General features: G+C 60.5%; 22 protein-coding genes and 1 pseudogene. 9 read left to right on the top strand and 14 right to left on the bottom strand.

Going from position 1 to position 24594, the window contains the following annotated elements; all coding sequences use genetic code 11:
• Nucleotides 1-45 precede the first annotated feature (45 nt).
• On the top strand, nt 46-570 hold the full coding sequence (locus tag H620_RS0103190; protein WP_027906704.1) for a hypothetical protein: 525 nt from the start codon (nt 46-48) through the stop codon (nt 568-570).
• A gap of 116 nt (nt 571-686) precedes the next feature.
• On the opposite strand, the gene H620_RS26205 is transcribed toward H620_RS0103190, so the two are convergent.
• From H620_RS26205 to H620_RS0103175, 3 genes are all read right to left on the bottom strand, one after another.
• Nucleotides 687-944: a DUF2790 domain-containing protein gene (locus tag H620_RS26205; protein ID WP_081669618.1), complete on the bottom strand. Its 258-nt coding sequence runs from the start codon at nt 942-944 to the stop codon at nt 687-689.
• 65 nt (nt 945-1009) lie between these two features.
• Nucleotides 1010-1480, bottom strand: coding sequence for a cyanase (gene cynS, locus H620_RS0103180; protein WP_023380892.1), 471 nt, complete (start codon nt 1478-1480; stop codon nt 1010-1012).
• Nucleotides 1481-1510: 30 nt separating this feature from the next.
• Nucleotides 1511-2170: a carbonic anhydrase gene (locus tag H620_RS0103175; RefSeq protein ID WP_023380891.1), complete on the bottom strand. Its 660-nt coding sequence runs from the start codon at nt 2168-2170 to the stop codon at nt 1511-1513.
• A gap of 110 nt (nt 2171-2280) precedes the next feature.
• On the opposite strand from H620_RS0103175, the gene cynR reads away from it, so the two are divergent.
• Nucleotides 2281-3228, top strand: coding sequence for a transcriptional regulator CynR (gene cynR / locus H620_RS25475; protein ID WP_023380890.1), 948 nt, complete (start codon nt 2281-2283; stop codon nt 3226-3228).
• A gap of 308 nt (nt 3229-3536) precedes the next feature.
• On the opposite strand, the pseudogene H620_RS25470 reads toward cynR, so the two are convergent.
• The 10 genes and pseudogenes from H620_RS25470 to H620_RS0103115 all read right to left on the bottom strand — a co-directional run.
• Nucleotides 3537-3668: pseudogene (locus H620_RS25470) on the bottom strand (AbrB/MazE/SpoVT family DNA-binding domain-containing protein); the annotation flags it as partial.
• 369 nt (nt 3669-4037) lie between these two features.
• On the bottom strand, nt 4038-4499 hold the full coding sequence (locus H620_RS0103155) for a type II toxin-antitoxin system YhaV family toxin (RefSeq protein WP_023380887.1): 462 nt from the start codon (nt 4497-4499) through the stop codon (nt 4038-4040).
• On the bottom strand, nt 4499-4816 hold the full coding sequence (locus H620_RS0103150; protein ID WP_023380886.1) for a type II toxin-antitoxin system PrlF family antitoxin: 318 nt from the start codon (nt 4814-4816) through the stop codon (nt 4499-4501). The genes H620_RS0103155 and H620_RS0103150 overlap by 1 nt, the downstream gene beginning before the upstream one ends.
• Before the next feature lie 600 nt (nt 4817-5416).
• A complete protein-coding gene (locus H620_RS0103145; protein ID WP_023380885.1) occupies nt 5417-5722 on the bottom strand; it encodes a hypothetical protein in 306 nt (101 codons plus the stop codon).
• 32 nt (nt 5723-5754) lie between these two features.
• Nucleotides 5755-6168: a hypothetical protein gene (locus H620_RS0103140; protein ID WP_023380884.1), complete on the bottom strand. Its 414-nt coding sequence runs from the start codon at nt 6166-6168 to the stop codon at nt 5755-5757.
• A gap of 47 nt (nt 6169-6215) precedes the next feature.
• Nucleotides 6216-6824 (bottom strand): His-Xaa-Ser repeat protein HxsA, encoded by a 609-nt coding sequence (gene hxsA / locus H620_RS0103135; RefSeq protein ID WP_023380883.1) that lies wholly within the window; start codon nt 6822-6824, stop codon nt 6216-6218.
• The gene (gene hxsC / locus H620_RS0103130) at nt 6821-8050 is read right to left on the bottom strand and encodes a His-Xaa-Ser system radical SAM maturase HxsC (protein ID WP_023380882.1); all 1230 of its coding nucleotides are present in this window, start codon (nt 8048-8050) and stop codon (nt 6821-6823) included. Before hxsC ends, hxsA begins: the two co-directional genes overlap by 4 nt.
• A gap of 5 nt (nt 8051-8055) precedes the next feature.
• Complete coding sequence (hxsB, locus tag H620_RS0103125; RefSeq protein ID WP_023380881.1) at nt 8056-9543, bottom strand: His-Xaa-Ser system radical SAM maturase HxsB; 1488 nt, start codon at nt 9541-9543, stop codon at nt 8056-8058.
• Nucleotides 9540-9839 (bottom strand): His-Xaa-Ser system protein HxsD, encoded by a 300-nt coding sequence (gene hxsD, locus H620_RS0103120; RefSeq protein ID WP_027906702.1) that lies wholly within the window; start codon nt 9837-9839, stop codon nt 9540-9542. The genes hxsB and hxsD overlap by 4 nt, the downstream gene beginning before the upstream one ends.
• 210 nt (nt 9840-10049) lie before the next feature.
• Nucleotides 10050-10964, bottom strand: a complete 915-nt coding sequence (locus H620_RS0103115; protein WP_023380879.1) for a LysR family transcriptional regulator — start codon at nt 10962-10964, stop codon at nt 10050-10052.
• A gap of 205 nt (nt 10965-11169) precedes the next feature.
• Between H620_RS0103115 and H620_RS0103110 the strand changes: the two genes are divergently transcribed.
• From H620_RS0103110 to pgm, 6 genes are all read left to right on the top strand, one after another.
• A complete protein-coding gene (locus H620_RS0103110; protein ID WP_027906701.1) occupies nt 11170-12192 on the top strand; it encodes a zinc-dependent alcohol dehydrogenase family protein in 1023 nt (340 codons plus the stop codon).
• A 468-nt stretch (nt 12193-12660) separates the two neighbouring features.
• Nucleotides 12661-14043 carry a hypothetical protein gene (locus H620_RS0103105; protein WP_027906700.1) on the top strand — a complete coding sequence of 461 codons (1383 nt, stop codon included), beginning with the start codon at nt 12661-12663 and terminating at the stop codon, nt 14041-14043.
• Nucleotides 14043-15398: an aminotransferase class I/II-fold pyridoxal phosphate-dependent enzyme gene (locus H620_RS25465; protein ID WP_023380876.1), complete on the top strand. Its 1356-nt coding sequence runs from the start codon at nt 14043-14045 to the stop codon at nt 15396-15398. Before H620_RS0103105 ends, H620_RS25465 begins: the two co-directional genes overlap by 1 nt.
• Before the next feature lie 79 nt (nt 15399-15477).
• Entirely contained in the window at nt 15478-17127 is a 1650-nt protein-coding gene (locus H620_RS0103095; RefSeq protein ID WP_027906699.1) for a VRR-NUC domain-containing protein, read from the top strand.
• A complete protein-coding gene (locus H620_RS0103090; RefSeq protein ID WP_027906698.1) occupies nt 17124-19385 on the top strand; it encodes an ATP-dependent DNA helicase in 2262 nt (753 codons plus the stop codon). The genes H620_RS0103095 and H620_RS0103090 overlap by 4 nt, the downstream gene beginning before the upstream one ends.
• Before the next feature lie 86 nt (nt 19386-19471).
• Nucleotides 19472-21109, top strand: a complete 1638-nt coding sequence (gene pgm / locus H620_RS0103085; RefSeq protein ID WP_023380873.1) for a phosphoglucomutase (alpha-D-glucose-1,6-bisphosphate-dependent) — start codon at nt 19472-19474, stop codon at nt 21107-21109.
• Between the two features lie 106 nt (nt 21110-21215).
• On the opposite strand, the gene H620_RS0103080 is transcribed toward pgm, so the two are convergent.
• Complete coding sequence (locus H620_RS0103080; RefSeq protein ID WP_023380872.1) at nt 21216-21914, bottom strand: pirin family protein; 699 nt, start codon at nt 21912-21914, stop codon at nt 21216-21218.
• A gap of 175 nt (nt 21915-22089) precedes the next feature.
• On the opposite strand from H620_RS0103080, the gene H620_RS0103075 reads away from it, so the two are divergent.
• The gene (locus tag H620_RS0103075) at nt 22090-24594 is read left to right on the top strand and encodes a UvrD-helicase domain-containing protein (RefSeq protein ID WP_027906697.1); all 2505 of its coding nucleotides are present in this window, start codon (nt 22090-22092) and stop codon (nt 24592-24594) included.

Genomic DNA, 24594 nt, shown 5'->3' with positions numbered 1-24594 from the left:
GCCGCATCTACCGGACACGAACGGTCAATGCCCAGGAGCCAGCGCGTGCCGCGAATCATCACCCCGACCACTCCTGAACACGAAATCAGTGAGCACAACGCCCGCATGTTCGGGTCACCCAAGGAACGGTTGGATTTCTATCGTTGCGAAATCCAATACGAGACCAGCATTCTCGCCAACCGCACTGACGCCTATCTTGCCGCCCAGTCGTTTCTGGTGATCGCCTTCGTATCGTCGATGGGCAACCTCAACCAAAGCTGGGGCGAGATGTTCACCTTGCTCGTCCCTCCATTTCTCGCCCTGCTGGGCGTATTGAGCTCGCTCAATGCCTGGCCGGGTATTCGCGCGGCCTACAAGATCATCGAACACTGGCAATTGAAACAGAGCAATCTGCTGCGCAGCGAGCCATTGATGGGTCTGGCCTATGACGAATCGCCGCTGTTCAGCGAGGCGGAAACTTTACAGGTCGGGCACCGTAAGTCGCTGTTGTTCTCTCTGCGCACGCCATGGATATTTCTGGTGTTCTGGGTGATCCTCGGCGCCTATGCGGTATTCATCCAGTTGGCATGAGACGATTTTTTTGCTCCGCCGGTATCGCTGACTTTCTCCAGCAGGTCAGCGCGGGGAAGAGGGGCTGGCGCTGCAACTGACGGAAGTTGTCAGCGAGAGCCGCGATCAGTTGTGCATCAGTTGTTGGAGCACCCATTGCCCAAGACGCGGTACTCAACAATGTGTCGATGGCCATGGGAGTCGTCATAAGTCATGCGCGCGGGCACGACTTCGCAGACATCTGGGACACTGCTGAGGGAGACGACCCGGGCAATATCCAGGGGGTGGGAATAGCTGTATGGCTCGACTGGGATATGCCCGGTGTCGGCCGACGGCTCCTCTGCCATCGCCAGGGAGCAAAGGCCGCAAAGAAGCAGAGTCAGTAATGCTTTCATCGATGTTTACCTGTCCTGGAGGAGGGGCCCAGACGCCGCCCGGCGTCGGGCCGTTTACCGTGGAATTAGAACGGTTTGGTCGGCAGGTACTTGCCATCGAGCGTGATCACCGCGCGGGAGCCGCCTTCCGGATCTTCGACCTTCTTGACGTCCAGCTTGAAGTTGATGGCGCTGATGATGCCGTCACCGAACTTCTCGTGTACCAACGCCTTGAGTGTGGTGCCGTAGACCTGGAGCATCTCGTAGAAGCGGTAGATGGTAGGGTCGGTGGGTACACCGCGTTCCATGCAGCCGCGCACCGGTATGGTCTGCAACAGGGCAATGCCATCGGCGTCAAGGCCGAGCTTGTCGCCGACCACTTGCGCTGCGCTGGCGGGCAGCGGGTGCTGGCCCAGTAGCGCGGCGGTGACGAACGCTTCGGACAGGCCGGTGCCCTCGGTGATCTGGGCATACGACAGGTCTTTGCGGGCCTTGGCCATAAGGATGACTTCGGTCAGGGCCTGGCGAACACTTTGGGTGGCTTGGGTCTGGATCATGGCGTTTTCTCCTAGGGTGGATAGCCGTATTCAGGCAACGTGCTTGGGTGGATGGGAAACAGCGTGTACCTGCGGGTTATCCGCGAGGGGCACGAATTTGCCGGTGCTGCCATCGAATGCGTCGATACGGCCGCTCTCGATGTCGTAGATCCAGCCGTGCAGGGTGACGCGGCCCTCTTCGAGGGCGAGGCGGACCGACGGATGGGTTTGGATGTTGGCCAGTTGCGCGATGACGTTTTCACGCACCATGGCCCTGACCTTGCCGTGCTGGTCTTCATGGTGACGGGCTTCATTGACCACCCGGGCGGAGTCGGCATAGCGCAGCCAACCGGCGACGGCGGGCATGTGGTCCAGGCATTTGCAGGTGGCGATGGCGGTCATGGCGCCGCAGTCAGAGTGGCCACAGATCACGATGTCCGCGACCTTGAGCGCCGCCACCGCATACTCGACCGAGGCGGATACACCGCCTGGTTCAGGTCCGTAGGACGGCACGATATTGCCGGCATTGCGGATGACGAAGAGGTCGCCTGGCTCACGCTGGGTCACCAGTTCCGGCACCAGACGGCTGTCGGAGCAGGAGATGAACAGCGCTCGTGGGTTTTGCTGGGTGGCCAGGTCCTTGAACAATTTGACCCGCTGCGGGAAGGCGTTTCGCTGGAACTTCAGGAACCCATCAATGATGTCTTTCATGGCTGTTGCCTCGGTCTCGCGGTGTGTGAGGCAAAGGTTACGGAGCAGATGGCATAAGGTAAAAGTCTCATTTATTATCGAATGGATCAGATAATCTTATGTGAGTGGTCATGCTTGCCCGACACATCCAGTACTTCCTCGCCGTGGCGGAGCATCTGAGCTTCACGCGGGCCGCGGCGGCCTTGCATGTATCCCAGCCGGCCCTGTCGCAGCAGGTCAGGCAGTTGGAGGAAAGCCTTGGCGCACAGCTGTTCGACCGGTCGGGGCGTACGACGCGGCTGACCGATGCGGGTGAGGTCTACCTGCGCTATGCACGCCGGGCAGCTCAAGAGCTGCAGGAGGCCAAGCGCGCCATACACGATGTCAGCGACCTCAGCCGGGGTTCGCTGCGGGTGGCGGTCACGCCAACCTTCACCACCTACCTCGTGGGCCCCTTGGTCGAAGCCTTTCACAGCCGTTACCCGTCTATCACCTTGGACGTACGTGAACTCTCCCAGGAGCGCATGGAGGAGCTGCTGCTCGCGGATCTGCTGGATGTGGGGATCGCGTTCGAGGACGTACAGGCCCACGATGTCGAAGCCCGTCCGCTGCTGGTCGAGACGCTGGCGCTGGTGGTCAACGAGCGGCACTCGCTGGCCACGGCGCGTTCCATCGGGCTGGAGGCACTGAGCGCGCAGTCGCTGGTGCTGCTCAGTCCGGAGTTCGCTACTCGTGAGCAGATCGACCGATTCTGCCAGCAACACGTCATTCAGCCGCAGGTACGGATGGAGGCCAACACCATCAGCGCGGTCATCGAGATCGTCCGTCGGACCACACTGTCGACCTTGCTTCCCGCCAACATTGCACTGGCCCATGAGGGTTTGGTGGCCATCGCGCTCGAGCCAGTGCGCTTACAGCGCACCGCTGCGCTGGTGCGTCGCAAGGGGGCCTATCAGAGTGCCGCAGTGCGGGTTTTCATCGAGGTGGCGATGGCAGTGGCGACGCGGCTGGAGGGGGGCATGAACAATGAGGGATTGGTAACTCGCGCGTGCCCCAATCCTGGGCTCAATGGTGGATGAAACCCCGTGTTCAAGGGCTTCCAGGGTGTTTTCCAGACGGGGTCTCGGAGACTATCCGGGTCGCGGAGGAGCATTTGGCCATTCATGGAAATCCATTGGTTATGAATGGGGAACTGGTTTTGTACCCCCAGATGCACCCCTTTTGACAGCAGCTATGAGTGGATTACAGTGGACGCACCGGGGGCGGGGCGGGCGCAGAACCTGCAAACCCTCACCCATTTGCGCAACTTATGCTTTGAACTCGACCCCGTCGCTACGCGTCGCAGCAGTCAGCGCATCCCAGTCATCAGGAAGATTGCCGCGCCGGCCACGATTTCACCCCCGCGTACGTCGAATGCGATCTTGCCTCCAGTGTCTATGCCCAACAGCTGGCGAACGGATTTGGGCAGTGTGAGCTGCCCCTTCGAGGTCAACGTGGCGATTTCGTGGATGGCAGGCATGAGCGTTCTCCCGGATCTGTTAATTGAGTGGTAAGGAATAATCCTTGCGTGGTCAATCTTGGTTTTCTGCTGATCAAGCACAGGCGGGGAGGACGCTTAGTAGCGCCACAGGGTGAGTTACACCACTTCCAGGGACATGATCTAGGAAAAGGCAGAAATGATCAGCTAACAAGCATGCGCGAAGCCCTAAAGACTGTCAGGGTCCCCGAAGAACATTTGGACATTCATATAAATCAAATGGTTATGAATGGGAAATTGTATTTGTACCCGCAGATTTACCCCTTTTAACAGCAGCTACGAGTGGATTGTAGTGGACGCAACAAGGAGGGATCGGTTTCAAAGGTGCAATCCCTCACCCACTCGCGCAATTTATGCTTTGGGCTCGTCCCAGTCGCTACGCGTCGCAGCAGTCAGCGCATCCCAGTCATCAGGAGGGTTGCCGCGGCCCAGCATCTTCTCGAATATGGCGTAGGGATCGGATTTGCTGCCTGCGGAGCGTAGGGTGTTTTCGTCGTTGACCCATGCATAGACGATGACCTTGGATCTTGAGTCGTAGCGAAAGAACAGCCGAAAGCGCCTGCCGATTTTTGCACGGCGCCAATGTCGGTAGGCAGTGCCCAGCGTGTTACCTTGGCGGAACTCATCACGGCCCGGGTCGGCAGGCACAGCCTCCATGATCAGATGGCTCAATGCCCGAAACAGCTTCACGTTGGCGTTACTTTCAAAACCTTGCGGGTCGTTCTGCTCGGCCCGGGCGGCGGCTTCTTGCAATTTGCGTAGCTGTAAAATCACACCTTCATGGAACAACAGTGTCCAGCCATGTCGCAGCATCAGATCGCGACCTCACCATCGATATCTTCGTCCAGGTTTACCGAGTGGTTTGCGTTGGCGAGCATGGTTTGCGCCAAGTCTACCGGCAGAGTGGTGAGGTTGCGGCCGCCTCGGATGTCAGCCTCCAGCAAACCCAGGAACGCACCGATGGCAGGGTCTTCATGCGTGGTTTCTACACGGCTGACCACGATTTCACCCCCGCGCACGTCAAATGCAATCTTGCCACCAGTGTCAATGCCCAGAAGCTGGCGAACGGATTTGGGCAGTGTGATCTGCCCCTTCGAGGTCAATGTGGCGATTTCATGGATGGCAGGCATGAGCGTTCTCCCGGATGTACAGAATGAATTGTAAGGAATAATCCTTACATGGTCAATCTTGGTCTCTCCTGATCAGGAACAAATAGGGTCCTATTGGTAGTCCATACCAGATCAAAGTCTTTCCTCCATTGTCTTTTTAAAGCCATTTATCTGTATCGACGGCTTTTTTGGTTTTGGAGGTTCAGGGGCTGGAAGATGCAGATCCCGCCGCTTAAGCTCTTCTATGCCCCTGTAAGAAATGGATCGGTGGAGAGCCACTGATGCACCTTTACTCATCCACTGATGTCTTAAGCTGCCGTCCTGCTGGCTCAGCAACCAGAGCTAACGCGGCATCGAGTAAGGCTTAATCTCTGAAGCAGCGCTGCTGAGCAGCCGAATCAGCGCGGGGGATTGCTTGACGTGTCTGCCATGGTTGTCATTGCAACCTTGAAAGGCGGAATAGTCGACACGATGACATCGTAATTTTCGGCAGGCTGTAGACGAACGCCAAAAAAATCCATGCGGATAGCAATACTTGGCCGCCTTGATGTACGTCCTGTTCTGCCAGTTGAGGTGGATGACCCCTAGGCGGCCCATCAAACCCCCACGAGTTCAGTTTATTTATGTGGGCACGAATGACGAATCAATCGGCTGGCAGACAATTCGCCACATGCCGCGTACGCCGTCTTCGACCCAAGTGCCTTCCAGCACATTCGAGCCTTCGAAGCAGTGCAGCGTTGCTCTGCCGTCGAAGCCTTCTGCTTGCAGTTCGTAATGCCCCGGGCCTTTTGCTTGGCCTCGGTATTGCCAGGTCTGCCCCGCGTCGTCATAGGATACGGTGATAAACTCGATGTCGATCGTAACCTTGCAGGGTTGATCAAACGACGCGGCACTGCTGGGGCGGAAGGTGTCCATTTTGGCGTACATGTTGGCGTCCTTGTAAAGATATCAGGAGCTGTTCAGGGCAGCAGCCAAGTGCTGTTGGGGGTGGTGGACCGGATGCCGACTGCCTGGCACTGCTCCAGAATCGGCAGAATGTAGGTGATGTTGGTACGGCCCGGTTTACCCTCTGCTCTGTAACGGGCCGCCCGGCAAAGTGGGCCGGCTTTTTCGTAGGTATGGTTAGAGCTGATTTCCACAGCTTGTGCTTGGCCGAAATGATTGTTACTGGCGAGGTAGGCCAGCGTTTGCTGAAAAGCTGCTCGAGTCAGCGCCAACTGCGAGTTTTCTGATCCGGTCTCAATCACAACGCGATTTGCATCAACGGTCGTAATACGGAAACGGGCGCTACGCGACGGTGTTTGCAGTTCCTTGCCTTTCAGGCGGCTGATCAATGCCCAGAGTGTGTGGTCGACTTGAATGATGTGCTGCATTGGATAACTCCTTCGTTGCTGAATGGACGCTTTAACCCTGAAGCGGCTTATGGAATCTTGATACCCAACGCATTCAGCGATGGCGTATCCATCCGGCCATTTACGGTCAGCCCACTGTCCATCTGAAAGGCCATCAACGCACCACGTGTCGCCTTGCCCATCACCCCATCGATGGTGCCTTGGTAATACTGGCGCACCATCAGCGCGGTCTGCACACGGGTTATCAGGTTGCTTTTCTGCTCATTGGTCGCACGGCTCTTTGAATTGCTCGAGCTAGTCCCGCTCGTAGTGCCAGACGACTGATAAAGGCTGTTGCTGCTGGACGTGCCGCTCGAAGCACTCGGCGCGCTATAGCTTCGGGTGCTGGTAGCGGGTGGGCTGTAATAGCGAGGTGCGCTATAGCCACCCGAGCCGCTGTGATGAGAGCTGTGCGAACTGTGGGAACGGTGCGAACTGTGCGAGCGATGTGCCGCATAGATGTTGACAGTGTCTGGCGCATTGAGCGTATCGGCAAATACCGGGGGCTGTAACATATCGTTGGGTTGCCAGTTCACATCGGCGAGCGGCGGATGCCCCGCCTGGGCCAGGGTGGTACCAGCCATTGGCAGCAAGCTGATCCCACTAATCAGGACTTTCCAGCGGTCGAACAATTTCACTGTGCACTCCTTGCATAGGCGCTAAACGCCTCTGTCGATAGTCGCTGTACGCCGCGGCTCTGCCAGCGGTCGGTATGCGATTTGAAGAAGCCAGAACAATGTTTCACTGCAGCGCATTGCTGGCAGGTATCGATGAACAGATTCTTCCAGTCCGAGATGCTCTGGCGAGCGAAGCGCGAAAGGTGTGCCGGGATTAGGCACAGAGGCAAGTTGTAGATCGAAACCGGCACTCCGCGGTTGAACAGGAAATACACAGCCTGGCTTAACGATTCTTGATAGTCCACCGGGTCAATCCACAGCTCTTCGTAGTTCTTCCTGGCCAGGCCGGTGCTTTCGATACCCATCAGCGCAACATGCCGCACGAAGGGCAAGTTCCTGAACACGTAGTGGGCGAGCTCTGGCAAGCGTGGCGTAGTCAGGCGATTGAGCACCACGCGTACCTCGATGATCTGCTTGGCGCGCGCCAGATTGTAAAGACCTTGCAGGGTTTCGCTGAACGCGCCTGGAGCCTGTACTACATGGTCATGATCCTCGGCATTGTCGGCATACAGCGGGATACCCCAGCTCAGCTGAGGGTGGCCGATTGCAGAGAGCGCTGCGATCCAGCTCGTGTCGTGGAACAGACGCCCGTTGCTGAGCACATGAATGGATTTCTGCGGCAAAATGGCTTTGCACTTGGCCAGGATTTCGAGCAGGCCGTCGCGATAAAGCGTTGGTTCTCCGCCGCTGACTCCCAGACTTTCCTCGCCCGGGTCCATCAGGTCGATCAGCCGTAGGTTCTCTTCGATGTGCCAACGGTCATCGATATCTTTGGGCGGCTGCGAGCACATTAGACAGACACTGTTGCAACGATCGGTCATGAACAGCAGGTTGCTGTCTGAGCCTCGTCGATAGAGCACTCGCACCAACGTGTTGCCTGGTGTGATGGCAATGACATCGCCGGGCTGCACGACATCCGCATCTCTGGGGGTGTGCAGATGTGGCCGCGCGCTGTTGAAGTCGCCGATCAATGGCTCCGGTATCAGGAATCCACCCAATGGTAACGAGAGCAGATGCGGGCTCCGTAGCCGTTCTTCGTTTGGCAACCAAAGCAGCAGATCACCGAACTCAGCGCTTCCGGCACAAACAGCCAGGCCTTGTTCGATGAACTCATCAAGAGTGATGACTTTGAGCAGTTTCGGCTCATTCAGGTGATGGATTTCGAAGTGGGTATCTTTGCGCAGCATCGCCTTCAGCCCCTGTAACCCGGGAACCGGACATCGTTGTAAGAGCGCCTGTTCAACCAAGACAGCAGAACCCTCTGCACGTTGTCGTTGCCATCGCAAAGCAGGCCGAAAAGATGCTTCAGCAGCCCCATGTTCTTCTTGCAGAAGTTGCTGAACACTCTGTGTCCGATCGGATCAGCTTGGCGGGCATAGTGTTCGATGGGGTCAGCACCACAGTACGGGACAAGTGCGCAATCGGAGCAGCCAGGCAGCGCCTCTGCAACACCACTGGCGAGCAACGCATTCATAACGGGCGATGCGAGCAATTCAGACAAGGGTTGTTGTACGGTGCCAAGCCTCAAGCCGTCCTCACCCATTTCCAGCAACATTCGGGCTTCGTCCGAGGGATAGACGTAACCGTCATAGTTGTAAACCAGCGCGGCAGTACCAGCGCCAGCAGGGGAGCGCAGGTCTACATAGCCGGAGGAGAAAGGGGTCAAGATATTCTTCAGCAACAGACTCGTATAACTCTCAGAGAGGTATACGCCCTGTTGATTGATGTGCAGCAAATAGGCCAGTGCTTTCTTGTAAAAGGCCACGTACTGCTCAATAGGATAATCAAGTCGATGGGCACTCTTGGTGGCAAACCCATAAGGGCTCAGAGGCCGAAGCGAGATGCTGGAGAAGCTCTGGTTTACATACTCATCGATGATCGCTTCAGGTTGTTCGAGGCTTCTTGAAGTCAGCGTGGTCAGTGCGGAAACCGCATCATGGCCTAGGCGCTCACGGACCCACTGGATGCCTTTTACAGTGCGTTCGTAGGAGTCTCGTGACGGGGTAGGGCGGTTGGCATTGTGCAGGGGCGCTGGCCCATCGAGCGAGGTCGAAAACTGGATGCGATGTTGTTCTGCGAAGTCGAGTATTTCTTCCGTCAGGTGGTGCAGCGTGGTGGTGATGACGAACTGGATATCCCGTTGTTCGACCACGTTCCGTTCAACGATCCATTCGACAATCTGGCGGACTCGCTCGAAGGCCAGAAGCGGCTCGCCACCCTGAAACTCCACAGTCAGGGCGGGAGCGTTCGATTCGAACAGGCGATCGATCGCCGCCTGTGCATCCGCTTCCGACAGGTCGTGGCCGGATCCACCCAGAGGGGCCCGCGACACTTGGCAGTACTGACAGGTGTGGTTACAGCGCAGTGTAACCACGAACAAGTGCAGTGCAGGGCCCTGGAAGAGGAAGTCCTTGCGGCTGCGATACTGAGCGGCCATTACCGGAAGCGGGTCGTAGCGGCCCGGTTCGTAGATGAAGTGGCGGGCCAGCAGATCCTTGTAAAGAGGCGTGCCTGCTTGAACGTCGAAGTGACTGAGTGCTTGTAGTTGCACATCGTTCACGTGCAAATACTCCCCGGTATCGGCGGTGAGCAAGATGTCACGGTCGTTTCCATTGTTCATCCGCATGAATCGAAAAGGCAGCAAGCGGTACTGCTTAGCGTCAGTGGCAATGAGAGTCACTGGGCAATTCCACAGCCAGAGAGTGCGGCTCGGACAAGGACTTCGCGCAACCCTGCTGTTTCGCGATTGATATGGTCGCGTAGGGCGAAGTCGTTCAAATGCTGGAGGATCAGCGAGTGAGCCTGCTCAGAAGCAAGCGTCAGCCTTGCAGCAGCGGGAAGGACCGTGAGGCTTATCTGATCCGCTTCAATACCGATCTGGATCGCCACGGTGTCGGCCAGAGAGTAAGCGGCGCGTTGCACTACGCTGAGCGGGTAGGCTGCGCTGTCAAGTTGCAGCGTGACTGGCCATGTCATCGGAACCGGTCCTTAAATCCGTTGGGGACATGTGGATTTTGCCGGTTGCTGAGGCGTTATGCCATCACCTTTTTTACATCTGCTTGCATTTGTACAGCGCATTGGTCGACATGCTCACGGTGACTGAGCCATGACCTAGGAGGGCGTGCTCGGAGCACAAATCTCCCTCAGTCCATTCATCCTTATCAACAGCCCGTCTGCCCCAAGGCTTCAAAGACTGTCAGGGTCCCCGAAGAACATCTGAATCCGCGACCGCAGCCAGCGCTCGGCCGGATCGTTGTCCTGCGCCCCACGCCAGGCCATGTGCAATTCAAAGCTGCGCACGTCCAGCGGCAGGTCTTCGGCCCGGAGCCCGCCGGCGGCGGTCAGTGCATCGGCGGTGTAGTCCGGCACGGTGGCGACGATATCGGTCCCCGCCAACAAGCTTCCCAGCCCGTTGAACTGCGGAACGGCCAGGACCACATGGCGTTTGCGGCCCACTTCCTCCAGCGCTTCGTCGATGAAGCCCGACAGATCCCCCGCGAAGGAAACCAGCGCGTGGGGGCGTGCGCAGAAATCGTCCAGGGTGATGCTGCCAGGCACGCTGTCGGCTCGCAGCAGCTTGGGCTTGCTGCGGCGAAGGACCTTGCGCTTGGCATTGGCGGGGAGCTCGTTGGTATAGCTCACACCTACCGAGATCTCTCCCGAAGCCAGCAGCGTCGGCATCAACAGGTAATTGACCCGGCGTACTACCAGGACGATGCCCGGCGCTTCGGCGCGGATACGCTTGAGCAATTGCGGTAGCAAGGCGAACTCGGCATCGTCGGACAGGCCGATGCGGAAAACCGAATTGCTGGTGGCCGGGTCGAATTCGGCAGCGCGGCTGACTGCGGTGGAAATCGAGTCCAGCGCCGGCGACAGCAGCGCGAAGATTTCGTGGGCGCGTGCGGAAGGCTCCATGCTGCGGCCAGTGCGGACGAACAGCGGGTCGTCGAACAGGTTGCGCAGGCGCGAAAGGGCGGCGCTGATCGCCGGCTGGCCGAGAAACAGTTTCTCGGCGGCACGGGTCACGCTGCGCTCGTGCATCAGCGTTTCGAACACGATCAGCAGGTTGAGGTCTACGCGACGCAGGTCGTTTCGATTCATCGGTGCGCTTCACCTAAAGTGGGGCAGGGGTGAATCTTAAGGCCAAAGGCTGTTAACCTGCACCGATTTCCGGGGGCCAATGCACAGGAATGTGGGGTGCCCAATCAATGACAGGCATGTCGACTATTAATAGCCACTGATGGTCTAAAGGCAAAAGCCCGGATAAAGTCCGTGGTAATAGAGGTTCAAACAGGCGAGGTATGCGATGTCCCGCATGATCCGTTTCCACAAGTTCGGTGCGGCCGATGTGCTCCGATGCGAAGAGCAGGCCGAACCGTCCCCTGCTGTGGGTGAGGTGCAGATCCGCGTCGAGGCAATCGGCGTTAGCTGGTACGACGTGCTTTGGCGGCAGAACCTTGCGCCGTCCCAGGCGCGCTTGCCGGCCGGGATCGGCCACGAGATGGCGGGTGTTGTGACTGCAGTCGGTGAGGGCGTCGATGACATCGCCGTCGGCGATCGTGTTGCCAGCTTCCCTGCCACCAGCGCCAACGAGCATCCGGTATACGGCGATGTGATTGTCCTGCCGCGCACGGCCATCACCCGTTACCCGGACATCCTTACGCCTATCCAGGCCAGCGTGCATTACACGCCGTTGTTGATCGCCTACTTCGCCTATGTCGACCTGGCCCGGGCCAAGGCCGGGCAAACCGCCTTGATCACCGATGCCAGCCATTGTGCCGGACCTGCATTCGTGCAATTGGGCAAGGCACTGGGGCTGAAGGTGTTCGCCGCCACCAAGGATCCTGATCAACGTGAATACCTGTTGGACCTGGGTGCCGACAAGGTGATCGTCACCGAGGAGCAGGACTTGGTCATGCAGGTGGGCAAGTACACCGATGGGCGCGGGGTCGACATGGTGCTCGATGGCATGGGGGGGCCGCAGATGTCGCTGCTGGGCGATGTCCTGGCGCCACGTGGCAGCCTGGTGCTGTACGGCCTGCAGGGGGGGAACCAGACGCCGTTCCCGGCTTGCGCGGCGTTCCGCAAGAACATCCAGTTCTACGTGCACTGCATCGGCAACTTCACCGGCAAGCCTGAGCTGGGCATCAGTCAGGACCAGGTGGCTCTGCAGCGTGCGCTGCGTGACATCAACCAGTTCACCGCGGACCAGTTGGTAAAGCCGCTGAACATCAAGGTGTACCCCTTCAGTGAAGTGGTCGAAGCCCATCGCCTGATGGATGAATGCCCTTGCGGCGGCCGTGTGGCGCTGGACATGCTGCAGCCTTGAAAAATGGCGATACGAAAAGCCCGGACAACGTTCCGGGTTTTTTTTGGGCATTTAATGGCGTTGTCGAAGGAAGTTTCCTACATACTTTCTAGGTGCGCCGATTGTCTGGGAAATATTCTGGAAAGTGTTGGCCGTTGAACTGGCCGGCAGCCATGGGCATTGTGTGTACACGCACGGGCTGAATGGTTTTTTTACCCCTCTCTGTATCTTTTATTCACTTTACAACGCTCGATAATGGCGCAGTGATAGTTTGGCGCAAGGAGCGTGGAATGAGCGAGGGTTGGCCAGGCGGTGAGCAGTGCACGGTAGCGCTCCTTCATCAGGGATATGGCTTTTTTTCAATGGCTTGGCGACAGTGATCTGTCACTTCTTTGTTTCCATAAGTTGTAGGAAATTTCTTCAATTTCTAATCGTCGATGCATTTTCTCAGCATGCGGGGCGAACGGATAACGTTGATGAGGTGACAGCATGAGTGCTATTCACGACCAAGCGATGCACTATATCTACAAACAGGTGCTCGAGCGTGTGTTGGGCAACATGTCGCAGGCGCAGCGTGCATCTTTGCAATTACTGGTTCAGCGTCTTCTGGTGGCCGCTGGGGGCGTGGAATACATGGGGGCTCTGCGTTTGTTGGTGGTGCAGGGCAATGACCGCGGTAGTGCCCGCCTGCTGACCCTGTTGCGTGCCGCCCAGTTGACCATCGCCCTGCGCGCGCCGGAAACGTTCCGGTTGCGGGTGCTGGTTGTATGCCTGCCGGCGCTTGGCAACCACAAGCTGGAAAGCCACGAGCGCTTGTTCAACACTCTGTTCATGCACGATGACGTCCGGGTGCAGTTGCAGATGATCGAAGGCGGTGAAGTGGTTCCATTCAGCCGTCGCCCAACGCCCAAGGCCGAGCGTTGGACACTGGCCCGCAATGCCCTTTTGCTGTTCGGTCACATGATCGATGCACGCCCGGAAGCCCTGCTCGGCAGTCGTATGCACCTGGAGTTGGCCGATGCCTTGCGCCAGGCCCTGGCCGGGCAGAAAGGCGAGGACGTGGTGCTTACCGCCATGCCTGCGCGTCAGCGGCGACGTTACCTGTCCTGGGCCCGGCGGACCTTGCGCCAAGCAGGTGAGCAAGGGCTGCGCGGCATGCCCCAGTGCCTGGCTGAGGTGCTTGATGGCCTGGGTGCCTTGCATGCTGTCGCCGGGACAGCCTTGGACCCGGCGCGCGATCCAGAGCTACCGGCGTCGGAGCCCGCAATGCTGAGGGTCATCGCCGTGGATGATCTGTGCGTGTCACAACCTGGTTCGGACCCACTGGATGAACTGCTCGGGTGCCGCTTTGAATCCAACCTCGATGGCAAGCCGCTCGGAGCGTTTCTCGATCCGCTGGCCATCACGCATTTGCATGAGATGCGTGCGCAGTGCATCGATCCCGATACCCCCAGATTGTCATTGCGCCTGGCCAATGCGTCTTCCCTGTTACGGCCTTATGAGGCGGTGCAGGCCCGATTCGCGAAGACCTATGGCATAAGCCAGGCGCAGCTTACCTGTGCGCTGTTCAGCCCATTCGCCCACCGCGGACGTGATCTGGAGCGTTACCTCCAATGCCGGCAGCCTGACATGCTGGTCGCCTTGCCGTACCTTCATCGTGCCTTGCAGGGCAAGCCGTGCCCTGAACCGGTCAAAGACTGGTTGGTCAATACCAGCGGCTTGACCTTGGCGCAGATGAGGGCGATCTACGAGGGGCGCATACCGCCCTCAGCCAGGCAGATACTGACGTCCCTGGCTCGGCGCGACGTGCAATTGCGGTTGCTGCGCCGCCAGCCCCATTCGACTCCAGCGCCGTGCAAGGCATCCCCCTGATGGTGCGATCGCCACGGGGCGAGTTCGCCTACCAGACGGTGTATCACTATCTCCAAGCCCTGATCGCCGATGCCCAGCAAAGCGGAGAGCGGCGCTTGCCTTCGTTACGCGATCTCTCCAGGCGGCTACGTGTGTCGCTGGCTACCGTGCAAAGCGCCTACAGCTTGTTGGAACATGAAGGGCGTGTGGTGTCCGTGCCCAAGTCGGGGTACTTCGTACAGTCCGATCCGCAGCGGGGCGTTCAGGTGTCACAAGGAATGACGCTTGGCCGGCCTGCCGTGCCTGCACACCCGGCATTGGAGCGGGTGCTGCTGGCTCACGAGCGGCGCTTGGCCCGGCAAAGGGAGCGGGCGGCGTCCACCTGGGAGAACACCGGCGACATACGGCTGCGTAACGCCTTGGCCGAGCGTTACACCCGGTCCTCCCAGCAATACTGGTGCGGTGAGGATGTTCACCTGGGTTCCGATGTGCAGGGGCTGTTGGAGACCGTACTGGAGACATTGTCGCTGCGAGGTGCCACGGTAGTGGTCGCTTCACCGTGCTGCTGGCGTCTGCTGCAGGTTTTGCAACGTTGCGACATGCAGGTGCTGGAGGTGCCTCTGCGCGACTGTGGCAGCCTGGATGTGGAGCGTTTGTCGTGTTTGCTCGGTCGCGAGTCGGTGCGCATGTTGGTGATGCCGTCCTGCCTGGGGATGCCGCTGGGGCGTCTGATGCCACAGCACGATCAACGGCGCATCGCCCAGTTGCTCGATCAGCATCCCGTGTGGTTGCTGGAGAACGATCTCGATAGCGAACACTGCTTCGATGCACCGCCGGCTGCGCGCCTGCGCGACTGGGTCGACCCGTGCTGGTTGATGGTGCTCGGATCATTGGAGGCCAGTGTCGGGGCCGAGGCGCCCTATGCCTATGTGCTATGCCGCAACCCGTTGCTCTGCCCGGCCATTGCGCAACGGGGCTTCCTGTTGGCGCCACTGCGCCAGTTGGCGCTCGCCCAACTGTTGGCCAAGGGCGAGGTCGATGCCAATCTGGCGCTGTTGCAAGGGCAATGGCGCCAGCGCATGGAACTGCTCTGCGAACTGGTCGAGCGGCACTTGGGTGCGTTGGTGGCGTTCAAGATGCCCGAAGGCGGGCGAACCTTGTGGGTCCGCCTGCATCGGTCGCAGCCGCTCGGTGCCTTGTCCGGGCCTGTATTGCAGGTCATGCCCGGGCAGCGCTACAGCGCCTCGGGGCAGTATCGCCAGCACATCGCGCTGACCTGGCTGGCTGATCAACCACACGCGCTGGCAGAAGCACTGCAGCGCTTGGCCCGTGTTCTGGAGTCCTGTGCTGGCTGGCCTGAGGCCGATCGGGTCTGACCGCTGATCCGTCACGCTTGCCAGTCGCTATGATCTGTATGTATAAACAGTGTTTTGTGACCGTGGCCCGACCCTACTCGTGATTGCCCATTCCGTCGACGACCCGCTCTACTACCTGCATAACTTTCGTCAGGTATTGCTGTGGGTCGAGCAACGTTACGCCGACTTGCTGGATACGCACGAGCTGGCGTTCATCCAGGCCTTCGCCCAGCTGGAAGTGCCAGCACAGGCATTGATGGTGCGCATGGTCATGCGCAAGGGCGAGCTGTTTCGCAGCGACCGGCTGGACTACGCCGAAATCGGTGACCCCATGCTGGCGCTACAGCCGTTGCAAGCGCTCGGTTGGGTCGCTGAGCCTGCGTCGCTGAGCCTGGAGCACCTGTTCGCCCTGCTGCGCAAGGACGAGCTGGCGGCATGTTTCGCGGGCCAGTTGACCCGGCCTAGAGCATCGAAAAGCGATATGTTTGCGCAACTGCAGCCATTGGCGCTCGAACCCCGGCCGTTGGCCGAATGGTACGTCGATGCCCCCATGCGCATCGTTCAGTGGCGCCGGCAGGTGCTGTGCGACCGTATTCGTCTGCTGTTCTTCGGCAACCTGTACCAGGACTGGTCAGAGTTCGTGCTCGCCGACCTGGGCTTGCTGCGCTTCGAAACGGTGCCGTTCAGCCACGACTCCCGCGCCTTGCGTGAACGGGCCGAGGTCGATCTGGCGATGACGCTGCATCGGTGCGCCGAGGGCCTGGAGCAGGGCGAGTCACCGGTGGCCATCCTCACTACCTTGCAAGGCCTGAGTTGTGACAACCCCTGGCTGGCACGACGCCGTTCGCGTTTGCTGTTTGCCCTTGGCCAGCAGTGCGAGCGCCTCGGCGATTGGGACCAGGCCCTGGCGGTGTACGCCCAAAGCAACCATGCGCAGGCACGGATCCGCCAGGTGCGGGTGCTGGAGCGCAGTGAACGGTGGCCGCAAGCCCTTGAAATGGCCCAGCAGTTGGCCGCCGCACCGGCCAACGCCCTTGAGGTCCAGGCCCTTGAGCGCATGTTGCCCAGGCTGGTGCGCAAACTCGGTGGTCCAGCGCAAAAACGCAGCCGTACGGCGCCCTTGACCCTGCTCGAACTGGAGCTGCCCCGCGAGCTGGCAGCGCTGGGCGTCGAGCAAGCGGTGCGGCAACATCTGGCCGGGCAGGGCGCAGTGGTCCACTACGTGGAAAACACCCTGTTCAACAGCCTGTTCGGCCTCTTGTGCTGGGATGCGATATTCGCTCCGGTGCCGGGGGCTTTTTTCAACCCGTTCCAGAGCGGGCCTCAAGACCTGCACGACAGCGACTTTCAGCAGCGTCGTGCCGCCCTGTTCGACGCCTGCCTGGCAAGGCTCGACGATGGTAGCTATCGCCAGGCCATGCGTGAATGCTACATCGCCAAGCACGGCCTGCAGTCGCCGTTCGTGTTCTGGGGGCAGTTGAGCGAGGCGTTGCTGGACCAGGCACTGGACTGCTTGCCAGCCGCCCACCTGAAACACTGCTTCACGCGGCTGTTGCAGGACATTCGCAACAACCGCGCGGGCATGCCCGACTTGATTCAGTTCTGGCCTGAGCAAGGCCGTTACCAGATGGTCGAGGTCAAAGGGCCGGGAGATCGCCTGCAGGACAACCAGTTGCGCTGGTTGGCATTCTGCGCCGAGCATGACTTGCCGGTGGCGGTGTGTCATGTTCGCTGGAGCGAGGCGCCGTGACCTACTCGGTAGCAGTACGTGCGCTTTGTGAGTTCAGTGCCAAGGTCGGTGACCTAGACCTGCGCTTCACGCCATCGCCCACGGCGCTGGAAGGCATCGAGGGGCATCGGCGAGTGGTGGCCCGGCGCGCGGCCGACTATGAGTCGGAAATCACCCTTGAAGGCCAGTATCGGGGTTTGCAGGTGCGCGGGCGTGCCGATGGCTACGACCCCAGTTGCAATCGGCTGGAGGAGATCAAGACCTATCGTGGCGATCTGGCGCGCCAGCCGGCCAACCATCGGCAACTGCACTGGGCGCAGGCGAAGGTATATGCCTGGCTGCTGTGTCAGGCCCGGCAGCTGGCGTCAATCGACGTCGCGCTGGTGTATCTGGACGTCGACAACGATGGCCAGACGCTGATCAGCGAGCGCTACCAGGCTGGCCAATTGCAAACCTTCTACGAAACCCAGTGCCAGCGATTTCTCGCCTGGGCCCAATATCAGGAGCAGCGCCTGGTCGAGCGCAACCAGGGTTTGCAGGTATTGGGCTTTCCATACCCGCAGTTTCGCCAGGGCCAGCGCCAGTTGGCCGAGACCCTGTACAAGGCGGTCAGCACTGGCCGTTGCCTGATGGCCCAGGCCAGCACGGGGATCGGCAAGACCCTGGGTACGCTGTTCCCGTTGCTCAAGGCCATGGCACCGCAACAGCTCGATAAACTGTTCTTCCTGACGGCCAAGACCCCAGGCCGGGCACTGGCCCTCGACGCCCTGCGACAGATCGACGATGCCTCGGCGCAGCCGGCGTTGAGGACCCTGGAGTTGATCGCTCGCGACAAAGCCTGTGAGCACCCCGACAAAGCGTGCCATGGCGAGTCCTGTCCCTTGGCCCAGGGCTTTTATGATCGCCTGCCGGCGGCGCGAGAGGCAGCAGCACGCCTGCCGATGCTCGATCGGCAACTGCTTCGCGAGGTGGCTTTGGCCCACCAGGTGTGTCCGTACTACCTGGGCCAGGAAATGGCCCGTTGGGTGGATGTGGTGGTGGCCGACTACAACTACTACTTCGATGCCCATGCGTTGCTGTTCAGCCTGACCCAGGCCAACCAGTGGCGGGTCGCGGTGCTGGTGGACGAAGCCCACAACCTGATCGAGCGCGGCCGCGGCATGTACAGCGCCAGTCTCGACCAGGGCCAGTTGCTTGCGCTGCGCCAGAGTAAACCAGTGGGCCTTGGCAGCGCGCTGGACCGTCTGAACCGGCAGTGGAATGCCGTGTTCAAGGCCCAACAGGCGCCGTATCAGGCCAGCGACAAACTACCAGAGGCTTTTCTGCGAGCCCTGCAGGGATGCATCGGGGTCATCCAGGAACGCCTGGACCAGTCCAATGGTGAAGTGGACCCGCAGGTGCTGCAGTTCTTCTTCCAGGCCTTGCAGTTCAATCGGGTGGCCGAGCTGTTCGATGAGCACTTCCTGTTCGATATCAGCTTGCGCAGCGGTCAGCGCAATCGGCGCCTGGCCACCCTGTGCCTGCGCAATGTCACGCCGGCGCGGCTGCTGGGCCCGCGCATGCAGGCTGCCCGGAGCGTGACGCTGTTCTCGGCCACGCTCAGCCCCAGGCATTTCTATGCCGACCTCCTGGGCATGCCCTCGGATACCGCATGGCTTGAGGTGGCGGCGCCATTTCGGGGTGAACAGCTGCAAGTGCGTATCGCCAGCGAAGTGTCCACCCGTTACCACCAACGGCACGCCTCGCTGGAGCCTATTGCCACCCTGATCGCCGAGCAGTATCAGCGGATGCCGGGCAACTATCTGGCGTTTTTCAGCAGCTTCGAATACCTGCAACAGGTCGCCGACGTGCTCGCCCGTCGCCACCCGACGATCCCATTGTGGCTGCAGTCGCCGGGCATGGACGAACAGGCGCGTCAGGCGTTTCTCGACCGCTTTGTCGCCGACGGCCAGGGGGTTGGCTTCGCGGTCCTTGGTGGCGCCTTCGGTGAAGGGGTCGACTTGCCGGGTACGCGCCTGGTCGGCGCCTTTGTCGCGACCCTCGGTCTGCCGCAAGTCAACCCGGTCAACGAACAGTTCAAGTTGCGACTGGGTCGCCAGTTCGGCGCCGGATTCGACTACGCCTATCTGTACCCAGGTGTGCGCAAGGTCATTCAGGCCGCTGGTCGGGTCATACGAGGCGATCAGGACCGTGGCGTGCTGGTGCTGATCGACGAGCGCTTTGCCCAGGCGCGGGTCCAGCAGATGTTTCCGGGATGGTGGCACATGGCTGGCGAATAATCCTCGGCGGGCCCATCGCGCAGTATTGCAACTCCCAGTACACTGCGTGTTCCAACACCAACATCCGTTGAACTCGAGGTTTTTGCATGACGCTCAGTCCTTTGGCAGGCAAGCCGGCTCCGGCCAGCGTGCTGGTCGATATTCCCCGCCTGCTCACCGCCTATTACACCGGCCGTCCCGACGCCGCCGTGGCGGCCCAGCGCGTGGCCTTCGGCACCTCGGGGCACCGGGGCAGTTCGCTTGAACTGAGCTTCAACGAGCATCATGTCCTGGCCATTACCCAGGCCATCTGCCTGTACCGTCAGGAGCAGGGCATCGACGGCCCCCTGTTCATCGGTGCCGATACCCATGCCTTGTCTGCCCCGGCAGCGGCCAGCGCTCTGGAGGTACTGGCCGCCAACGGCGTGCAGGTGATGCTGTCCAAGGACGATGAGTACACCCCGACGCCCGCGGTGTCCCATGCCATCCTCTGCTACAACCGCGGCCGCACCCAGGGCCTGGCCGACGGCATCGTCATCACGCCTTCGCACAACCCACCCCAGAGCGGCGGTTTCAAGTACAACCCGCCCAATGGCGGCCCTGCCGACAGTGATGTGACCAAGTGGATCGAGGCCAAGGCCAACGAACTGCTGGCGGCGGGCCTTGCCGGCGTCAAGCGCGTGGACCACGCCCAGGCGCTGCAGGCAGCGACCACCCAGCGTCACGATTATGTCTCCAGCTATGTCGCAGACCTTGAGAACGTCATCGACTTCGATGTCATCCGTGGCGCCAACCTGCGCCTGGGCGTCGATCCGCTGGGCGGAGCAGGGGTGCGCTACTGGTCGGCGATCGCCGAGCGTTACCAACTGAACCTGGAAGTAGTGAACACCGAGGTTGACCCGACGTTCCGCTTCATGACCGTCGACTGGGACGGCCAGATTCGCATGGACCCCTCTTCGCCATACGCGATGCAGGGACTGATTGGTCTGCGCGAGCGGTTCGATGTGGCGTTTGCCTGCGACCCGGACCACGACCGTCACGGTATCGTCACGCCCGACGGCCTGCTGCAACCGAACAACTACCTGGCAGTGGCCATCGACTATCTGTACCGCCACCGCCCGCAATGGCGCAGCGATGCCGCCGTGGGCAAGACCGTGGTGTCCAGTGGCCTGATCGACCGGGTTACCCAGCATCTGGGGCGTGCATTGTACGAAGTGCCGGTCGGCTTCAAGTTCTTTGCCCAGGGCCTGTTCGACGGCTCGTTGGGCTTTGGCGGTGAGGAAAGTGCCGGTGCCTCGTTCCTGCGCAAGGACGGCACGGTCTGGGCGACTGACAAGGATGGTTTGATCCCGGCGTTGTTGGCGGCGGAAATGACCGCCCGTACCGGACGCAACCCAAGCCAGGCCTATGCCGACCTGACCAAAGCACTGGGTAAACCGTATGCCACGCGTGTCGAGGCGAAGGCCGATGCACGGCAGAAAGCCTTGCTGAGCAAATTGGCGCCAGAGCAGGTGACATCGACGGAACTTGCCGGCGAGCCAATCGTGCAGATCCTCAGCCATGCACCGGGCAACGGCCAGGCCATTGGCGGGCTGAAGGTGATGACCGCCAACGGCTGGTTCGCCGCGCGGCCCTCGGGTACCGAGGATATCTACAAGATCTACGCCGAGAGCTTCATCGACGAAGCGCATTTGCAGCGTCTGGTGCAAGAAGCCCAGGTGTTGGTGGATGCGGCGATTGCCTGATCGAAACGGTTAAAACAGGGGCTGTCGTGCAGCCCAATCGCCAGCCAGCCGGCCCCTACAGAAATTGCGATGTAGGAGCCAGCTTGCTGGCGGTTGTTCCCTTCACTCAAGCTACATCGACCAGCACGATCTCGCTGTCTTCGATCGCGGTCACCTGCAGCAGTTCTTCCTGCTCGATCGCCACCCCGTCGCGGGCCTTGGCTCGCAGTCCATTGATTTCCACCAGTCCTTTGGCTGGCACCAGGTAACCGCGGCGCCCTGCATCGAGGCGGTACTCGGCACTTTCCCCTGCACGCAGGGTGGCTGCCACGAGTCTTGCATCGGTGCGAATCTGCAAGCTGTCTTCGTCGCCGGCACGGCCACTGGCCAGGGTGACGAAGCCCTCACCGCGTTCGCCTTTGGGGAAGGGACGGGTTCCCCAGGACGGCGCATCGCCAACCCGCTCAGGCACTATCCAGATTTGGAAGATCCGCGTGTCGACGTCTTCCAGGTTGTACTCGCTATGAACGATGCCGGTCCCGGCGCTCATCACCTGGACATCGCCCGCCTCGGTACGGCCCTTGTTGCCAAGGCTGTCCTGGTGGGTGATGGCGCCTTCACGGACGTAGGTGATGATTTCCATGTCGCGGTGCGGGTGCGGTGGAAACCCGCTGCCGGCCGCGATCAAGTCGTCGTTCCAGACCCTCAGGTTGCCCCAGTGCATGCGCGCCGGGTCGTAGTATTCGGCGAAGGAGAAATGGTGGTGGGCATCGAGCCAGCCATGATTGGCGTGGCCAAGGCTTTCGAACGGTCGCAGTTGCAGCATGGTCGTGCTCCTTGATTCGGTGGAATGACGCCATGATGCGTGGGTTAAAGATCGAAAAAAAGCGTAAATATCGGCTTAAAACAATCTATAAAATAGATTGAATTGCAGATGGCATTTGACCGCTTTGTCGCCTAATGCACTGATTCGCTGGCGATTTTTCTTAGATGCAGCGAACATGGCTGCTGATTCGATTTTCAACGGAGTGATCGTGGCCCACGAGCAAACCCAGGCGCCCGCCGACCTTACCCCTCCAGCCCAGCTGCCTTGGTTTCGTCGCCTGGCCGCACGCCTGCTTGGGCGTGGCCTGAGCCGTCTGCAAGCGCAACACCGCGACTCCTGGTTCCTGGGGCACGCCACTGGCCAACGCAGCGGCCACGCTGACGGCCTGCGAGAAGGTTTCGAGCGTGGACGGCTGGAAGGTTACGAAGCCGGGCGCCAGGTACTGGTGATTCGCGACACTCGCCCCGATGCGCCTGCGGTTCCCGGCCAGGACGACAAACTGTTCGATGATTGGCGTCTGCCGCTGAGCGCCGAGTTGAAAAAGCGCTTCAAGGCCGATGTCGCCCAGCGCCTGCCTGCCGAGGCCCAGCCCAGCGCCGCGCAGTGGAAGCTGATTTTCAGCGACACACCGTCCACCTGCGTGGTGGCGGGGGCCGGCGCGGGTAAGTCTACCTCGCTGGTGCTGCGGATATTGCTGCTACGCCATTACCTGGGCTACGAGCTTGACGCGATGACCGTGGTCACCTTCACCCGCGAGTCACGCAAGGATTTCATCAAGCGCCTGGTGCAGGTCTTCGCACGCTGGCAGATCGATCTGTCGCCTGCCCGTGCCCGGGAAATGGTGCGGACCTTCCATTCGCGCATTCTGCCGCTGGTCCGCAGCCTGCCGGGTTTTGGCCAGGTACGGGCATTCGAGACACTGGGCAGCGAGATGCCGGCCGGCCAAGAGGCTGAGGCTGACAGTAATCCGTTCGATCTACGTCTGAACGACGCCCAGCGTCAGCAGCTGAACCTGTGCTACAGCCAGCTGCTCGATCAAAGCCCGCGCTTTGCCCAGATCATCGCGACCTTGCGTCGCGAGGCCCTGCAGCTCAAGCCCCTGGACCCGGACCACCCGGACGTGCAAAAGCGTGTGCAGGTGACCCAGCTGGCCGCCCAGCGTGACGAAGAGCTGTGCGATGTGATCGAGGACCTGTGGTTCGCGGCGGGCGCCTGGCCGATCAGGGGCATCGAGCCGTGCCGCGAGACGGTAGACATTCGCGGCAGTCGCTTCCATGTCCACGGGCGTCTAGAAGGGCTAGATACCTGGGTGGTGCTGGGCTTCGACCCCTCGGAAAGTGCTCAGTACCAACGCCCCGGCGCCAAGCTTGCGGTGCGTGCGGAATGGGCGGTCAAGCGCACGCTATTGCAGGCCTACTGTGACAAGCCGCTGATCTGGCTCGACAACTACGCGATGGCCCGGCGCCTGGCGGCGTCGTTGGCGGGGGATGCGGTGTCGGGACCGGGTTTCGAGTACAAGGTCAAGGGCGAACTGGCAGCGGCGCCGCTGCTCGATGCCTTCGTCGGCGCGGCAAGTTTCATCGAGAACCTTGGCCTTGAGGTCGGCAGAGCGGTCGCAGCGATGAGCTTCCCCGCAGGCGACAGTGATGGGTTGTTCTTCGAAGCGCTGGCATTGTACTGGAAGGCGCTGGAGGCGCATTTGCTCGCCCAGTCGCCGCCGGTGATGAGCTACAACCGCATGTTCGCCCTGTTTGGTGAAAACAATCCCGAGAACCTGCAGCTGTTGCCCGACCCATTGCTGCGCCCGTTGGCCCATTTGATGATCGACGAGTTCCAGGACGTTTCACCACAGATCGTCAGTTGGCTCCGGGCCAGCCTCGCTGAAATTCGCCGGCGTGGCACAGCCATGCATACTGGGCGTAATGCCCAGCACTCGTCGTTGCTGTGCGTGGGGGACGACTGGCAGTCGATCTACGGCTGGCGTGGCAGCTCGCCCAAGTACTTCATGGAGTTCACCAAGACCTTCCCGTCACCGGCCAATACCCGGGTGATGCTGGTCGACAATTACCGCTGCCAGCAGCAGGTGATCGACGCCGCCGAGCATCTGGTCAAGGGGACCCCGGCCATCGCGGGCAAGAAGGCGCGTGCCGCGGGGCCGGCTGCGGAATTGCCGGGCTCGCCGGTCCGGGTGTTCGACCGTGACGAGGCGGCACTGGGCCAAACCTTGATCGAGCACTACCAGCGCGGTGAGTCGGTGATGATGCTGTACCGCAAGGGCAGTGACCGGGCCTTGATGAGTGAGCACCTGCAAACGGTACTGCAAGCCGAAGCGGCACTGCCCGCCGAGCAGCGTCGGCTGCGTCAGTTGACCTATCACAGCGCCAAGGGCCTGCAGGCCGATGCGGTGTTCATGTTGGGCGACTGCCAGTACCTGACCAGTTCGCCGTACAAGAACCAGGTCTATCGACTGGCCGAATTGGGCCGTTCAGGCGATGCCCAGCCTTTCGATACCGCGCAGAAAGAAGAGGTACAGCGCTTGGCCTACGTAGCGGTGACGCGGGCGGTCCGGCACTGCTATTGGCATGTCGAGGCTGCCAATGGCGAGGCGGCGAGTGCGCCGCGTGCGTCCAGCCAGGTGGATGGCCGGCAGGCCTTCTTCGAAGACCTGCGCGGACAGTGA

Source organism: Pseudomonas taiwanensis DSM 21245, from assembly GCF_000425785.1.
In the GTDB taxonomy this organism is placed as follows: Bacteria; Pseudomonadota; Gammaproteobacteria; order Pseudomonadales; family Pseudomonadaceae; genus Aquipseudomonas; species Aquipseudomonas taiwanensis.
This window is presented reverse-complemented; position numbering and strand designations above follow the sequence as displayed.

Coding starts and splice junctions, on each gene's coding strand:
- H620_RS0103080 (WP_023380872.1), bottom strand. CDS start 21,914: ATGCTGCAACTGCGACCGTTCGAAAGCCTTGGCCACGCCAATCATGGC.
- H620_RS25465 (WP_023380876.1), top strand. CDS start 14,043: ATGGTGCGATCGCCACGGGGCGAGTTCGCCTACCAGACGGTGTATCAC.
- H620_RS0103145 (WP_023380885.1), bottom strand. CDS start 5,722: ATGTACGCCAAAATGGACACCTTCCGCCCCAGCAGTGCCGCGTCGTTT.
- H620_RS0103115 (WP_023380879.1), bottom strand. CDS start 10,964: ATGAATCGAAACGACCTGCGTCGCGTAGACCTCAACCTGCTGATCGTG.
- cynR (WP_023380890.1), top strand. CDS start 2,281: ATGCTTGCCCGACACATCCAGTACTTCCTCGCCGTGGCGGAGCATCTG.
- hxsC (WP_023380882.1), bottom strand. CDS start 8,050: ATGCTGCGCAAAGATACCCACTTCGAAATCCATCACCTGAATGAGCCG.
- H620_RS0103140 (WP_023380884.1), bottom strand. CDS start 6,168: ATGCAGCACATCATTCAAGTCGACCACACACTCTGGGCATTGATCAGC.
- H620_RS0103155 (WP_023380887.1), bottom strand. CDS start 4,499: ATGCTGCGACATGGCTGGACACTGTTGTTCCATGAAGGTGTGATTTTA.
- H620_RS0103105 (WP_027906700.1), top strand. CDS start 12,661: ATGAGTGCTATTCACGACCAAGCGATGCACTATATCTACAAACAGGTG.
- cynS (WP_023380892.1), bottom strand. CDS start 1,480: ATGATCCAGACCCAAGCCACCCAAAGTGTTCGCCAGGCCCTGACCGAA.
- H620_RS26205 (WP_081669618.1), bottom strand. CDS start 944: ATGAAAGCATTACTGACTCTGCTTCTTTGCGGCCTTTGCTCCCTGGCG.
- H620_RS0103175 (WP_023380891.1), bottom strand. CDS start 2,170: ATGAAAGACATCATTGATGGGTTCCTGAAGTTCCAGCGAAACGCCTTC.
- H620_RS0103150 (WP_023380886.1), bottom strand. CDS start 4,816: ATGCCTGCCATCCATGAAATCGCCACATTGACCTCGAAGGGGCAGATC.
- H620_RS0103075 (WP_027906697.1), top strand. CDS start 22,090: ATGGCTGCTGATTCGATTTTCAACGGAGTGATCGTGGCCCACGAGCAA.
- hxsD (WP_027906702.1), bottom strand. CDS start 9,839: ATGACATGGCCAGTCACGCTGCAACTTGACAGCGCAGCCTACCCGCTC.
- pgm (WP_023380873.1), top strand. CDS start 19,472: ATGACGCTCAGTCCTTTGGCAGGCAAGCCGGCTCCGGCCAGCGTGCTG.
- H620_RS0103110 (WP_027906701.1), top strand. CDS start 11,170: ATGTCCCGCATGATCCGTTTCCACAAGTTCGGTGCGGCCGATGTGCTC.